The organism is Halorubrum sp. Atlit-26R, assembly GCF_003666015.1.
GTDB lineage: Archaea > Halobacteriota > Halobacteria > Halobacteriales > Haloferacaceae > Halorubrum.
In genome coordinates this window covers 65,645-79,742 of record NZ_QPLT01000009.1, presented here as the reverse complement: position 1 = coordinate 79,742, position 14,098 = coordinate 65,645, and the positions used below count along the sequence as shown (strand labels likewise).

12 protein-coding genes are annotated in these 14,098 nt (G+C 70.0%); 7 read left to right on the top strand and 5 right to left on the bottom strand.

Translation table 11 applies throughout. From position 1 onward, the window contains the following. Positions 1–135: 135 nt before the first annotated feature. The gene (larB, locus tag DVK07_RS11380; RefSeq protein WP_121597174.1) at positions 136–903 is read right to left on the bottom strand and encodes a nickel pincer cofactor biosynthesis protein LarB; all 768 of its coding nucleotides are present in this window, start codon (positions 901–903) and stop codon (positions 136–138) included. 306 nt (positions 904–1,209) lie between these two features. On the opposite strand from larB, the gene DVK07_RS11375 reads away from it, so the two are divergent. Beyond that, positions 1,210–1,377: a DUF1931 family protein gene (locus DVK07_RS11375; RefSeq protein WP_004047560.1), complete on the top strand. Its 168-nt coding sequence runs from the start codon at positions 1,210–1,212 to the stop codon at positions 1,375–1,377. 102 nt (positions 1,378–1,479) lie between these two features. Here DVK07_RS11375 and rpiA read toward each other — a convergent pair whose 3' ends face one another. From rpiA to DVK07_RS11360, 3 genes are all read right to left on the bottom strand, one after another. After that, entirely contained in the window at positions 1,480–2,235 is a 756-nt protein-coding gene (gene rpiA / locus DVK07_RS11370; protein ID WP_121597173.1) for a ribose-5-phosphate isomerase RpiA, read from the bottom strand. 82 nt (positions 2,236–2,317) lie between these two features. Next, positions 2,318–3,442, bottom strand: coding sequence for an ORC1-type DNA replication protein (locus tag DVK07_RS11365; protein WP_121597172.1), 1,125 nt, complete (start codon positions 3,440–3,442; stop codon positions 2,318–2,320). Between the two features lie 105 nt (positions 3,443–3,547). Beyond that, a complete protein-coding gene (locus tag DVK07_RS11360) occupies positions 3,548–4,666 on the bottom strand; it encodes a TIGR01177 family methyltransferase (RefSeq protein ID WP_121597171.1) in 1,119 nt (372 codons plus the stop codon). An 84-nt stretch (positions 4,667–4,750) separates the two neighbouring features. On the opposite strand from DVK07_RS11360, the gene DVK07_RS11355 reads away from it, so the two are divergent. After that, positions 4,751–5,311: a TATA-box-binding protein gene (locus tag DVK07_RS11355; RefSeq protein WP_096394324.1), complete on the top strand. Its 561-nt coding sequence runs from the start codon at positions 4,751–4,753 to the stop codon at positions 5,309–5,311. A gap of 114 nt (positions 5,312–5,425) precedes the next feature. Next, positions 5,426–5,785, top strand: coding sequence for a hypothetical protein (locus DVK07_RS11350; RefSeq protein ID WP_121597170.1), 360 nt, complete (start codon positions 5,426–5,428; stop codon positions 5,783–5,785). A 36-nt stretch (positions 5,786–5,821) separates the two neighbouring features. On the opposite strand, the gene DVK07_RS11345 is transcribed toward DVK07_RS11350, so the two are convergent. Further along, positions 5,822–8,041, bottom strand: coding sequence for an ATP-dependent DNA helicase (locus tag DVK07_RS11345; protein ID WP_121597169.1), 2,220 nt, complete (start codon positions 8,039–8,041; stop codon positions 5,822–5,824). Positions 8,042–8,184: 143 nt separating this feature from the next. Between DVK07_RS11345 and DVK07_RS11340 the strand changes: the two genes are divergently transcribed. The 4 genes from DVK07_RS11340 to DVK07_RS11325 all read left to right on the top strand — a co-directional run bounded on the left by DVK07_RS11340 (position 8,185) and on the right by DVK07_RS11325 (position 13,611). Further along, complete coding sequence (locus DVK07_RS11340; protein WP_121597168.1) at positions 8,185–8,685, top strand: amino acid-binding protein; 501 nt, start codon at positions 8,185–8,187, stop codon at positions 8,683–8,685. Between the two features lie 182 nt (positions 8,686–8,867). Beyond that, positions 8,868–9,899, top strand: coding sequence for a DNA repair and recombination protein RadA (gene radA / locus DVK07_RS11335; RefSeq protein ID WP_006629066.1), 1,032 nt, complete (start codon positions 8,868–8,870; stop codon positions 9,897–9,899). Between the two features lie 497 nt (positions 9,900–10,396). After that, positions 10,397–12,124: an ammonium transporter gene (locus tag DVK07_RS11330; RefSeq protein ID WP_121597167.1), complete on the top strand. Its 1,728-nt coding sequence runs from the start codon at positions 10,397–10,399 to the stop codon at positions 12,122–12,124. Positions 12,125–12,273: 149 nt separating this feature from the next. Beyond that, complete coding sequence (locus DVK07_RS11325) at positions 12,274–13,611, top strand: glutamate-1-semialdehyde 2,1-aminomutase (RefSeq protein WP_121597166.1); 1,338 nt, start codon at positions 12,274–12,276, stop codon at positions 13,609–13,611. Positions 13,612–14,098: the final 487 nt, after the last annotated feature.

Below are 14,098 nucleotides of genomic sequence, written 5' to 3'. Positions count from 1 at the left end.
ACTACCATACGGACTCGACGAACTAATACCCTTTCTCGGGCCCGTCGACTGCCGGTATTCGCGCCTTCGGGTCGATCCGTCGAACGGAGCGTTCGGCGAGTTCCGATCCGGTCACTCGGCCGGGTCGCGCTCGCCTCACTCGGCCCGGGCCGCGTCGACCGCGCGGGCGATCAGGCCGGCCTGCGCGCCGGCGACGAACCCGGCGTCGACGTTGACGGTCGTGAGCACGGAACACGACTGGAGTGCCCCCGAAAGCGCCGCGACCCCCTCGCCGCCGACCCCGTAGCCGGTCGAGACCGGGAGGGCGATCACGGGCGCGTCGACGAGGCCGGCGACGACCGTCGGCAGGGCGCCCTCGCGGCCGGCCGCGACCACGACGACGTCGGCCTCGCGGATCCGGTCGACCTGATCTAAGATTCGGTCGAGGTTGGCGACGCCGACGTCGTCGACCCGGTCGACCGTCGCCCCGATCTCGCGGGCGACGACCGCCGCCTCGCCGGCGACCGGCGCGTCCGCGGTGCCGGCCGCGACGACCGCGACCGCGGCGTCGAGCGACGGGGGCTCGAAGTCGGCGGCGTGCGCGACGACGGACCCCGTGCGGTCGTCGCGGTCGACCGTCGCGTCCGGGTCGCCGTCGCCGACCGCCGACGCGACCGCCGCCGCCGTCGCCTCGTCGGCACGCGTCACCAGCGCCCGTCCCGTCGTTTCGAGCGCCGTCGTCGCCAGCGCGGCGACCTCCGCGGGCGTCTTCCCCTCCGCGAGGATCGCCTCGGGGATCCCGCGTCGCCGCTCGCGGGCGGCGTCGAACCGCCCCGCGTCCGTGGTCGCGTAGCCCGCGAGCCGTGATTCCGCCTCCTCGACGCCGATATCGCCCGCTTCGAGCGCCGCTAACGTCTCTCGCATGGCGGACCGTCGGCGGGGGAGCCGGTCGAACCTGTCGGTTCGCCGCGGGCGAGCGCCGCGCGCGAAGCCGAATCGCAGGCCGGAGCGCACCCGCGAGCGTCACGCGACGGGGGACGCGGTCCGATCGAGGCGAGTCCGAGGCGGTGTCGAGGGCGGTCCGGAGCGCGTTCGGTCCGGAGCGGCGACGATAATCTCACAAGATTTATAAGTGACTGTGTTCGCAGCCCCCCGCGAACCGGCTTCACGGCGCCCCTCGCGGGCGAATTCAGGAACTCTTATTAACCATCGCCGGGTAGGCCCGATCGCATGGCAGACCTCATTGTCAAAGCGGCCGTCAAGGAAGCCCTGGACGACAAGAACGTCGCTTCGGACTTCTACGACGCGCTGGACGACGAAGTGGACGAGCTGCTCGAAGACGCCGCGCGCCGCGCCGAGGCCAACGACCGGAAGACGGTCCAGCCGCGCGACCTCTAAGACGGAACTCGTTTCCGTTCCATTTTATTTGGACGCTGTCCGCCGAGCGGCCGCGCTGTCGGTCGTTCCGACGCTTTTCGACGGTTTCAACCCTCCTCAATATCAGACCTCGTCGACACGGACGCCCGACTCCGTGCCGACGTGGATCTCGTCCGCGAGTCCGACGAAGAGGCCATGTTCGACGGCGCCCGGAACCGCGGACAGCGTCGCCGACAGGGCGGCCGGATCGGCGATCTCGCCGAACGCGCAGTCGAGCACGAGGTTCCCGTTGTCGGTCACGACGGGGCCGTCCTTCCGCTCCGCGCGCCGCAGCGTCGGCTCGCCGCCCGCGTCGCGGACCGCCGCGGCGACCGCGGTCCGCCCCGCGGGGAGCACCTCGACCGGGACCGACCGGTCCAGCCGCGGCGACTCCTTCGAGGAGTCGGCGACCACGAGGAAGCGGTCGGCCGCGGCGTCGACGAGCTTCTCGCGAGCGTGGGCCGCGCCGCCGCCTTTTATCAGTGCGCCGCCGGTGACGGGGTCGTCCGCCCCGCCGCCCCCGGCGTCCGACGCCTCGACGCCCGTCGCCACCTGATCCGCGCCGTCGATGGCGACGTCGATCCCGGGCCCGTCCGGGCCGACCGCCTCCGGGAGGTCGAGGCACGGGATTCCCTCTTCGACCGCGAGTTCGCGGCTCGCGAAGGAGGTCGGGACGCCCCGAATGTCGAGGCCGGCGTCGACCCGGTCGCCGAGGCGTCGGACCGCGTGCGCCGCCGTCGACCCCGTTCCGAGGCCGACGACGTCCCCGCCGCTCACCGCCGCGGCCGCCGACTCGCCGGCGCGTCGCTTCGCCGCGTCGCTCCCGCCGCTCGTCTTCATGCGGTCGACTGCGTACGGCGGCGTTGAAAAGGCGTCGGCGGGCGACGCGGGGGTGCGAGAGCGCGGACCCGCGCGGGACCCCTCACTCCAACCGGTCTAACACGGCCTCGGCGTCGTACGCTAAGGTGAGCTCTCGGGAGCGGCCGCGGCCGTCGACCTCGGCGTACTCCGCGTCGATCACGCCGAGCTGGTCGAGCTTGTTGATGATCTCCGAGTAGCGGGTGTAGCCGAGGTCGGTCTCGTCGTTGAACGCGTCGTACACCGCCCCGGCGCGCTCGCCGTCGTGTTCGGCGAGGACGCGGACGAGGTCGCGCTCGGACTCCGAGAGGCCGCGGAGCGACCGCGAGAGGTGGACGTGCTTCGACTTGTCGTACGCCTCCTCGACGTCATCTTCCGATATCGTCTTCGAGGCGCGCATCTCGGCGTTGAGTCCGGCCCGGCGCAGGAGGTCGATCCCGACCCGGAGGTCGCCGCTGTCGGCGGTGAGGTCCGCGACGCGCTCCAACTCGGCGTCGCCGATGACCCCCTCGTGGAAGCCGCGCTTGGCGCGCTCGGCGAGGATGTCGTATATCTCGGTCGCGTCGTAGACGGGGAAGTACACCTCCTCGGGCCGGAAGACGGACTGGACCCGGGTGTCGAGGTCGTCGATCACGTCGAGTCCGAGGTCCGAGGAGACGACGATCACGCCGATCTTCGCGCCGGAGTGCGCCTCGTGCGCGCGGAGCAGCGAGTACAGCGTGTCGGACGCCTCGTTCTCGTAGAAGAGGTAGTTCACGTCGTCGAGGGCGACGACCAAGACCTCGTCCTCCTCGACGAGCCGGTCGGTGATCTGGCCGAACAGCTTCTTGAAGGAGATGCCCGACGACGGGGGCTCGTACTCGAAGATACCCTCGAACAGCCGGGAGAACACCGCGTAGCGCGTCGAATCGACCTGACAGTTGACCCGCACCGTCCGCACCTCGGTCCGAGCGCCGAGCTCGCCGAACAGCTTCTGGACCGCGGTGGTCTTCCCGGTTCCGGGCGGGCCGCGGACCATCGTGTTGAGGGGACGGGAGCCGCGGACCGCGGGGCGGAGCGCGTACTTCAGGTTCTCCAACTGGCTCTCCCGGTGGCGGAACGTCTCGGGGACGTGGTCGATCTCGAACACCGACTCGTCGCGGAACACGGACTCGTCCCACGAGAGCATGTCCCCGGCGTCCCCGGTCATGCGAGTACCACGAGAGGCCGCGCACTTAACCGTTGCCCGGCGGCGAAGCGAAACTGAAACTTGTCGCGCGAGCCGCCGATGAGAGCGATTCCGCCGATCGCTCGTTCACTCTCGGTCCGCCGAGAGACCGGCCGCGACCCCTCCGCTCCCCGCCGCGTCCCCGCGGCGCAACACCAACACGTGGCGCGTCAGCGACCGGTGGACGCGGCGCTCGAACGCCGCGTCGACGGTCCACCCGGCGTCGCGGGCGGGGGCGCGCCAGTCGCGGTCGGCGACGAGCACCGCGCGCGGCGCGACCCGGGCGGCCTCGTCGAGCGCGCCCGCGACCAGGTCCGCGAGCTCGTGGCGGGCGATCTTCGACTGCCGGCCGTACGGGGCGTCGAACGCGACGCCGTCGACCGCGTCGTCCGCGAGCGGGAGCGCGGTCGCGTCGCCGCGCGCGACGTGCCAGTCGGGGGACCCGTCGGTGCCGGGGTCGTCGCGCCCCGAGTCGGCGGCGTCCCCGTCCAGGTACTCGCGGAAGTTCCGACGCGCGCCGCGGACCATCTTCGCCTGCGCGTCGCAGGCGACGACGTCCGCGCCGACGAGCCCCGCTTCGAGGGGAAGCCCGCCGGTGCCGCACATCGGGTCGAGCAGGGTCCGCCCGGGGGCCGCGCCCGCGAGGTTGGCGTAGGCGCGGGCGTCCGCCGGGGCCATGCTCCCCGGCTGGAAGAAGGGGCGGTCGGTGGGGTCGGGCGCGAAGTCGCGGGCGGCCTCGACCGCGACCCACCCGAGCGCGCAGACGTCCGCGTCGCCGCCGTCCGCGCCGGCCACGGCGTCGTGTTCGGCGCGCGGGCCGGCCGCGAACAGCGCGCGGAGGACGTGGTCGGGGTCGTCGAGGTCGACGTCGAACCCGCGGTCGACGAGGACGCCGCCGAGCTCGCGCTCGGCCGCCGCCGTCGAGACGCCGGACGTGGCCCGGACGTCGCGGGCGCGGACCGCGACGCTCCCGGAGCGGTCGAGCGACGCGGCCCGGAGCGCGGCGGTCGCGGCGGCGACGTCGGCGTCCGTCCGCGCTATCGCCTCGTGGGCGGCGCGGGTGTACGCGAGCCGGCGAACGCGGGCGGGGTCGATCCCGCCGGCCCGCGCGATCCCGGGCGCGAGGAGGTCGACGCCGGCCGCGGCGGTGGCGGCCTCCCGGGCGGCGAAGGCGTCGGTCTCGCCGGCGAGTTCGAGCCAGTACACGCCGACGGCTCCGCGCGGCGAGGGGAATAGGGTGGCGGTTCCGACCAGCCACCTTTTTACGGCGTTCGGGCGAGAATAGAGGTAATGACGGCCGACCCGAAGGAGACGATCACCGTAGAGAACGTCGTCGCTTCCACGGGGATCGGACAGGAGCTCGATCTCCAGAGCGTCGCGATGGACCTCGAGGGCGCCGACTACGACCCCGAGCAGTTCCCCGGACTCGTCTACCGAACCACGGACCCGAAATCGGCCGCCCTGATCTTCCGCTCCGGGAAGATCGTCTGTACGGGCGCGAACTCGATCGAGGCGGTCCACGAGAGCCTCGACATCGTCTTCGAGGAGCTCCGCGCGCTCCAGATCCCCATCGAGGACCCGGAGGTAACGGTCCAGAACATCGTCACCTCGGCCGACCTCGGCGAGAGCCTGAACCTGAACGCGATCGCGATCGGCCTCGGGTTGGAACACATCGAGTACGAGCCGGAGCAGTTCCCCGGGCTCGTCTACCGGCTCGACGAGCCGGAGGTCGTCGCGCTTCTGTTCGGCAGCGGCAAGGTGGTCGTCACCGGGGGCACGACCCCCGACGACGCGGCGGCCGCCGTCGACGTGATCGTCGAGGAGCTGAACGGGCTCGGACTGTTAGAGTGACCCCGCGGACCGAAGCGGACCGCATCGGACGGGAGAACGCCGCGGCCTCGACGCGGATGCGACACCGTCGGCGCGTTCCGCGGCCACTTTTACCCCTCGTCCCGTAGCCCGACCATGCTCTTACAGACGGTGACGCCGGTCTCCGTGCTCGGGACGACCGTCCTGTTGGCGCTGTTCCTCTCTCTCACCGCGCACATCGCGGCCCGGAACGTCCTCGGCGACGTCGACCCGCGGCGCGCCCTCTACATCGGCCCGCTGCCCGCGGTGATAAGCGTCGTCGGGAACGCGTTCGAACTCTCCGGGGCGCTCATCCTCCCCGCCGCGCTCCTCGTCGACGGGGTGATGTTCTGGTGGAGCTACGAGCAGCCCCGGCGGGCCGTGGCGGTGATGACGCTGATCCACGCCGTGGTCACGACGCTGCTCAGCGGGCTCCTGCTCGTGGCCTCGATCCTGCTCGCGTCGATGCCGGGGTAGGGTCGGGGACGGCGGCGGCTCCTGCTCCCGGTCGCCTCACGGCGACGGCGGCGGTCCGTCGTAGGCGTCGTGATCTTGGTAGAAATTCAGCATCGCGAACTTCAGCTTCTCGGGGTCGACGTCGAGCAGTTCCTCGCGCTCCTCGGGCGGGAAGGCGGAGCGGACCGAGTACTTCCCCATGTCGGCGGTCGTGTAGCGGCGGTCCGCGAGGATCCGGACGCCGAAGTCGTCGGGGCCGCGGATCACCCGGCCGAGCGCCTGCCGGGTCTTGCGTATCGTCGGGATCTCGACGGCGTAGGTCCACCCCGGGTCGCGGGAGCGGTCGCGGTCCGCGAACGCGCGGTCGTAGGCGTCCTGAACCGCTTCGGTTCGGTCCGAGAGGTGCGGGTACGGGACGCCCACGACGACGACCGTGCGGGCGTCGTCGCCGTCGAAGCTCACCCCCTCCCCGAGCGTCCCCCACAGCGAGGTGAACAGCGCGGCGCCGTCGCTCTCGACGAACTCGCTGCGGAGCCGCTCCTCGTCGACGCCCGGACCGTCGAGGTGGATCGGGCCGAGGTCGGCGTCGCCGCCGGCGGCCGACCCGCCGCTCGGGCCGCTTCCGCCGCTCGGGCCGGCGAGCCGTTCGTGGTAGCGCTCGGCCTCGGCGTACGAGGGGAAGAAGGCGAGCGTGTTGCCGGGCGTGAACCGGATCGCGCCGCGGAGCAGCGACGACACCGCTTCCTGCGTCTCCGGGTCGTTGCGGTCGGAGGCGAACAGCGGCGGCACGTCGGCGGCGAAGGTCCGGCGGTTCCCCTCGGGGTAGCCCATCTCGTAGGCCATCGACGCGACGTCCGCTAACCCCAGCACGTCCTCGGTCACGTCGAACGGGCGCAGCGTCGCGCTCATCAGGACGGAGGCGGCCACCTCGTCGAACAGCTCGCTCGTGACGTTCCGCGGGATACAGGTGTACAGCTCCGCCCGGCCGTACACCTCGTCGGTGCCGGCGTCGCGCCGGACGGAGACCACCGGGTACTGGCCGAACTCGGCGCCCTCGTCCATCCACGTCGCGACGAACCGGGCGGCCGCGAGCGTCTGCGACTCCGAGCGGGTCGTCGCCTCCCCGTCGCGGTAGCGGCGCTCGTACTCCTCGTCTATCGCCTGCCCGAGCTGCACGGCGAGCTCGGTTTCGGTGTCGATCCCCCGTCCCTCGTAGTTGCGGAGGAACGCCAGCGTGAGGTCGTCGCGCCGGTCGTCGTTGGCGATCGAGACGTCCTCCCAGCTCTCGGTCACCGACTCCGAGCCGCCGAACCCGAGCGCGTCCTCGTACGTCTCGACGAGGGCGTCGCGGAAGGCGCGGAGGACGTTCTCGGCGGGCTCCGCGCGGGAGTCGTCGCTGTCGGCCAGCTCGTCGAGCGCGGCGTCGAGGGTGTTCTCGGTCAGCGTCCGGGTGGCGTGGTCGCGCGCGGCGTCCTCGATGTTGTGCGCCTCGTCGAAGACGGTGACTATCTCGCTCGGGTCGCGGTCGATCCACCGGAAGAACTGCTCGCGGATGTTCGGGTCGAGCAGGTGGTGGTAGTTGCAGACGACGAGGTCGACGCCCTCCATTCCCTCCTTCAGCAGCTCGTAGCCGCACAGCTCGCGCTCGTCGGCGTACGCGTACACGTCGTCGGGGGTCCGGACGTCGTCGAAGAGCCACGAGAAGAACTCGTCGGTGTCGCGGGTGAGGTTGTTGCGGTAGTGTTCGCAGACGTTCGCGGCCTCGTACTCGTCGAGCTCGCCCTCCAGCTCGTCGAGCTCGTCCATGATCGCCTCCCGGGCCTCCGCGGCGCTCGCGTCGCCCTCGCGGCTCTCGGCGAGCAGCTCGCGCTGGCGCGACTCCAGCTCCCGGACCTCGCTCTCCGTCTCGACCACCTCGCGGGTGGTGTCCCGGAGGGTCTGACACTCCTGATAGTCGACGTCGATGTGGCACATCGACGACTTTCCTTTAAAAACGACCGCGCGGATGGGCTCCTCGCGGGTGATCGCGCGGGCGTCCTCGACGAACTGCCGCATCTGCTGGTGGACGTTGGTCGTGATGACGACCGTGCGGTCGTGCTCGCGGGCGTGTTCGAGCGCGGGCACGAGCGCTGAGAGCGTCTTCCCCGTGCCGGGCGCGCCCTCGAACAGCACGTCCTGCCCCCGGTCTAACGCGTTGGCGACCCTGTCCATCGCCTCGCGCTGGTTCGGGTACGGCTCCTCGTACGGGAAGAACCGCAGGTGCGGCGACTCTGACACGGGGCGGGGTTCGGCGGCGTCGGCTAAAAGGAGTCGGGTGGCGCGGCGGAAGTGGTCCCGGGCGGCAGCGGTCGCGAACGGCGACGCCGCCGCTCGCGACGCACCCGCCAATTTAACAGCGCGCGGCGAGCATCGGGAGACGAATGTTCGACGAGATCCTCGAGAAGTTCGAGGGGTCACCCAGCCAGCAGGCGGTGATCCGGCTGTTCTTGGAGCGCGGCTTCTCCGTCAACGAGGAGGGGCGGGTCGTCTCCGGCGGGATCGAGATCCCGTACACCGGGATCGCGCGCGAGCTCGACGTCGACCGCCGCGTCGTGGACTCGACGACGGACGCGATCCTGGCGGACCCCGAGCTGAAGCGCATCTTCACCAACATCTCGTCGGTCCCGAGCCTGATGGACCTCGCGCCGGTCTTGGATCTGACGGTCCTCACCATCGAGGTCGCGGCCGCCGACGAGGCCGGGATCGTCGCCGAGGTGACGGGGATATTGGCCGACCGCGACGTCTCGATCCGGCAGGTGCTGAGCGAGGACCCGGAGTTCACCGACGACCCGAAGCTGTACGTGATCACCGACGCCGACCTGTCGGGCGACCTGCTCGTGGAGATCCGCGACCTCGACTACGTCCGCCGCGTCGGCTTCTGAGGGACTGAAAGCAGGAGTTATCCGGACCGCCGAACCAGTTTCACCACCCGGTCCGACGGGCAATTCCGGCGAGGCGTTACGAGAGATGACGAGCCACGACCGAGCGACGACGCCGCGTCCGTTTCACTTTCACTGGGGTGTAAACCAGTCTTTATACGGGATGGCGAACAAGCCACGTGTACATGCCTGAAGACGAACTCGAGGACCTCCCCGGCGTCGGCCCGGCGACCGCGGACAAGCTCGTTGACAACGGATTCGAGAGCTACCAGTCGATCGCGGTCGCGAGCCCCGGCGAGATGTCGAACACCGCCGACATCGGCGAGTCATCCGCCAGCGACATCATCAACGCCGCCCGCGAGGCCGCCGACGTCGGCGGCTTCGAGACGGGCGCGAGCGTGCTGGAGCGCCGCCAAGAGATCGGGAAGCTCTCCTGGCAGATCGACGAGGTCGACGACCTGCTCGGCGGCGGTATCGAGACCCAGTCGATCACCGAGGTGTACGGCGAGTTCGGCTCCGGGAAGTCGCAGGTGACCCACCAGATGGCCGTCAACGTCCAGCTGGAGCCGGAGAACGGCGGCCTCGACGGCGGCTGTATCTTCGTCGACTCCGAGGACACGTTCCGCCCGGAACGGATCGACGACATGGTCCGCGGGCTCGACGACGAGATCCTCGCCGACGAGATGGAGCGCCGCGAGATCGAGGGGACGCCCTCGGACGAGGAAGCGCTCGAAGAGCTGGTCGAGGCGTTCCTCGATCAGATCCACGTCGCGAAGGCGTTCAACTCCAACCACCAGATCCTGCTCGCCGAGAAGGCGAAGGAGCTGGCCGGCGAACACGAGGAGACGGAGTGGCCGATCCGGATCGTCTGCGTCGACTCGCTCACCGCGCACTTCCGCGCGGAGTACGTCGGCCGCGGCGAGCTGGCCGAGCGCCAGCAGAAGCTCAACAAGCACCTCCACGACCTGATGCGGCTCGGCGACCTGTACAACACCGCCATCCTCGTCACCAACCAGGTCGCGTCGAACCCGGACTCCTACTTCGGCGACCCGACCCAGGCGATCGGCGGGAACATCCTCGGCCACGCCTCCACCTTCCGGATCTACCTCCGGAAGTCGAAGGGCGACAAGCGGATCGTCCGCCTCGTCGACGCGCCGAACCTCGCCGACGGCGAGGCCGTGATGCGCGTCCAGAACGAGGGGCTGAAGCCGGAGTAAGCGAGGTTTCGCCGGCGTTAGTCGATCGGTGATCGCGTCGGACAGCTACCGATCGTTCGAATCGGCCGTCGAACGAGAGATCGAGTTGACGAACGTCAATTTTCATCGAGAAGCCTCCAACCGTCCGAATTCGCCGAGGACGCCCCGTACGGCGACGAATCGCGAGACGGCGGCGTGGCAATACTCGCCAGAAGCGACCGCGCACGGGCGCAGAGCGGCCGTCGGCGAGGGATCGCGGCGGAATGGATAGAAATTTTACACAACGCTCGTCCGCTTCGAGCGCAACGATTGCCGCGAAATCCGCGAAGAAACGTCCTTATATTCCATAGACATCTCCTTATATCGGACGACCACCGTATTATCAACTCTCTTTTTTGTGAAACTCAACTCTAACGTTTATGTGTGGCCGTTCCCGGGAGTCGAAACGTGATTCAGCACATGAACACGAGCGAAACGAATCGTGAACCGGACAGTCGTTCAGTAGAGGTGGAGGAATCGTGACGGGCGGCGTTCTCGCCACGATCGATCCGAGCACGTTCGCGTCCGCGATGAACGGGACGTGGATCCTCGTCGTGACGTTCCTCATCTTCTTCATGCACGCCGGCTTCGCGATGCTCGAAGCCGGGCAGGTGCGGTCGAAGAACGTCGCCAACCAGCTGACGAAGAACCTCCTGACGTGGAGCGTCGGGGTGACGGTGTTCTTCCTCATCGGCACGACGTTCACGAGCCTCGTGAACGGGTCGCCGGGGATCGCCTCCGCCGCCGGGTCGCTGTTCTCCGGCGGTGAGCTCGCGGTCGAGGAGGGCGTCGTCGGCCCGTACGTCAACTGGCTCTACGGCGCGGTGTTCGCGATGACCGCCGCGACGATCGTCTCCGGGGCGGTCGCCGGTCGCGCGAAGCTCCGCGCGTACGTGACGTACACGTTCCTGCTGGCCGCGGTCATCTACCCGATGGTCATCGCGTTCACCTGGTCGGCGTCGGGCGACGGACTCGTCGCGCAGCTGACCGGGACCGCGTTCCACGACTTCGCGGGCGGCATGATCGTCCACGGCATGGGCGGGATCGCCGGCCTCACGGCCGCTGCCGTCCTCGGCCCGCGGATGGACCGCTACGCGAAGGACGGCTCGACGAACGTCATCCCCGGTCACTCGCTGACGTTCGCCGTGCTGGGGACGCTCGTCCTCGCGTTCGGCTGGTACGGCTTCAACGTCGGCACGGCCTCCGTGGTCAGCGGCGGCGTGTTCAACACGCTGACGCTCAACCTCGTCGCGATGGGGACGACCATCGCGATGGCGGCCGGCGGGATCGGCGCCGCGACCGTCGTGTGGCTCCGCACCGGGAAGGTCGACACGCTGTACGTCGCCAACGGGCTGCTCGCGGGGCTCGTCGGTATCACCGCGATCCCGGACACCACGGCGTGGTGGGGCGCGCTGGTCGTCGGCCTCCTCGCCGGCGGGCAGCTCCCGCTCGTCTTCGAGTTCGTCTCGGACACGCTGAAGATCGACGACGTCTGCGCGGTGTTCCCGGTCCACGGGAGCGCCGGCGTGCTCGGCACGCTGCTGTTCCCGTTCGTCGCCGCGCCGGGGCAGCTCAGCGCGGGCATCGGTGCGCACTTCGTCGCCCAGCTGACCGGCGTGGTCATCATCGGCGGCTGGACGCTCACCGCGACCGCCGCGGTCTGGTACGTTCTCAAGGCGGCCGGCGAGGCGCGCGTCACGCCGGAACACGAACAGGAGGGCCTCGACATCTCCGAACACGGCGTCGAGACCTACCCCGAGTTCGGCGGCGACCGCGTCGCGACCGACGGCGGTCCGTCCGTGGTCGACACGACCGAGTCCGACGGCGACTCGCCCCGCGCCGACGGCGGCGCGGAGGCGGGCACGCAGATCAAGATGGTCACCGCGGTGGTCCGCCCCGACAAGCTCGGGGACATCAAGCAGTCGCTCGCGGAGATCAACGCGCCCTCGCTGACGGTGACGAACGTCTCCGGCCGCGGCAGCCAGCCCGCGAAGAAGGGCCAGTGGCGCGGCGAGGAGTTCACCGTCGACCTCCACCAGAAGGTGAAAGTCGAGGTCGTCGTCGCCGACATCCCGGCCGACGAGGTGGCGGAGGCGATCGCCGACGCCGCCGAGACCGGCGAGCCGGGCGACGGCAAGGTGTTCATCATGCCGGTCGAGGACGCGCTCCAGGTCCGCACGGGCGTGACCGGCCCAGAGGCGGTGTAGCGGCGACCGGGCTGGGGGCAGTGTAGCGACGACCGGACCGGAGGCGGTGGAGGCGCGTAGCGCTCGAACCGACGCGGTCCCTTTTCGGCGTCCGAACCGGTTCGCCCGGTTCGGCAACTACTTTCAGCCCGACGCCCCAACCGTTCGCTATGAACCACGAGCGCTCGCGCGGGCTGTACGACCGCGCGCTGTCGGTCATGCCGGGCGGGGTCAACTCCTCGGTCCGGGCGACGATGCCGCACCCGTTCTTCGTCGAGCGCGGCGACGGCGGCCACGTGATCGACGCCGACGGCAACCGCTACGTCGACTGGGTGATGGGGTACGGACCCCTGCTCTACGGCCACGACCTCCCGGACCCGGTCGAGGCGGCGGTCCAGTCGCACGTCGCGGAGGGGCCGATGTACGGCGCGCCGACCGAGATCGAGGTCGAGCACGCCGAGTTCGTCGCCCGCCACGTCCCGAGCGTGGAGTCGATCCGCTTCGTCAACTCCGGTACGGAGGCGACCGTCTCGGCGGTGCGGCTGGCGCGCGGCCACACCGACCGCGACAAGATCGTCGTGATGCGGGGCGGCTACCACGGCGCGCAGGAGTCGACGCTCGTCGAGGGGTCGCCGGGGGACGCCCACCCCTCCACGGCGGGGATCCCGGAGACGTTCGCCGAACACACCCTGCCGATCCCGTTCAACGACCCGCAGGCGGCCAAGGAGGTGTTCGCGGAGCACGGCGACGACATCGCGGCCGTCCTCGTCGAGCCGATCCTCGCGAACAAGGGGATCGTCATGCCGATAGAAGGGTACCACGAGACGCTCCGGGACCTCTGTGACGACCACGGCTCGCTCCTCGTCTTCGACGAGGTGATCACCGGGTTCCGCGTCGGCGGCCTCGGCTGTGCGCAGTCGAAGTTCGGCGTCACCCCCGACGTAACGACGTTCGGCAAGATCATCGGCGGCGGGTTCCCCGTCGGCGCGATCGGCGGGCGCGCGGACATCATCGAGGGGTTCACCCCCGCGGGCGAGGTGTTCCAGTCCGGCACCTTCTCCGGGCACCCGGTGACGATGGCCGCCGGGAAGGCCGGATTGGAGTACGCGGCCGAGAACGACGTGTACGAGCACGTCAACCGCCTCGGCCGGAAGCTCCGCGAGGGGATCGCGGAGATCTGCGCGGAGCGCGCCCCGGAGTACACCGTCGTCGGCACCGACTCGATGTTCAAGACGATCTTCACCCGCGAGGCGCCTGACGACGTCGACGACTGCTGTGCCGGCGGCTGCCGGCAGGACCCCGACTGCGCCCGGTACGACCACTGCCCGAAGACGGGCGCCGACGTCGCCGCGGCCGCGACCGACCGCTGGGAGCGCGTGTTCTGGCAGGAGATGAAAGACCGAGGGGTGTTCCTCACCGCGAACCAGTTCGAGTGCCAGTTCACCTCGTACGCGCACACGGAGGAGGACGTCGAGCGGACCCTCGAAGCGTACCGAGAGGCGATCTGAGCGACGCCGGGAGCCGGTGTTCGAGACCGCCGCGTCGATTCGCTATTTAAATATGAGAGTCGCAACGATGATCGCTGATAAAGAGCGGCGCAGTGGCGCGTGCCTGCGAGCGGCCGCCCTCGGCGGCCGCGAGTCAGCACGCGCGAGGGAGTCGGGCGCTCCGAGGGCGACCGAAGGGAGCCCGAAGGACGCGCCCGACGAGGCTGGGGAGGTGTGAGGCGCTGTGCGGTGCTGTGCGGGGAGGGGACTCAAAGGGGCAGCCGCGAGGCCGCCGTAGGCGACGTAAGCACCGCAGCGAGCGGAGCGAGCGAGGAGCGCAACGAGCGTACTGCGGCCTCGCGGCTGGGGCTTTGGAGGTGTTCGTCGCCGATCCGCTGGCAGCCATTTATAAGCGAGCGGCTGGGGCTTTGGAGATGTTCTCCGTCGATCAGCTATCAAGTATTTATAAGCGAGCAATTGGAGCTTTGTCGGTGTTCGCCGGCGATCC

Bases quoted from the DNA above. Each gene is read 5' to 3' on its own strand.
- larB (WP_121597174.1), bottom strand. From the start codon at position 903: ATGCGAGAGACGTTAGCGGCGCTCGAAGCGGGCGATATCGGCGTCGAG.
- DVK07_RS11375 (WP_004047560.1), top strand. From the start codon at position 1,210: ATGGCAGACCTCATTGTCAAAGCGGCCGTCAAGGAAGCCCTGGACGAC.
- rpiA (WP_121597173.1), bottom strand. From the start codon at position 2,235: ATGAAGACGAGCGGCGGGAGCGACGCGGCGAAGCGACGCGCCGGCGAG.
- DVK07_RS11365 (WP_121597172.1), bottom strand. From the start codon at position 3,442: ATGACCGGGGACGCCGGGGACATGCTCTCGTGGGACGAGTCCGTGTTC.
- DVK07_RS11355 (WP_096394324.1), top strand. From the start codon at position 4,751: ATGACGGCCGACCCGAAGGAGACGATCACCGTAGAGAACGTCGTCGCT.
- DVK07_RS11350 (WP_121597170.1), top strand. From the start codon at position 5,426: ATGCTCTTACAGACGGTGACGCCGGTCTCCGTGCTCGGGACGACCGTC.
- DVK07_RS11340 (WP_121597168.1), top strand. From the start codon at position 8,185: ATGTTCGACGAGATCCTCGAGAAGTTCGAGGGGTCACCCAGCCAGCAG.
- radA (WP_006629066.1), top strand. From the start codon at position 8,868: ATGCCTGAAGACGAACTCGAGGACCTCCCCGGCGTCGGCCCGGCGACC.
- DVK07_RS11325 (WP_121597166.1), top strand. From the start codon at position 12,274: ATGAACCACGAGCGCTCGCGCGGGCTGTACGACCGCGCGCTGTCGGTC.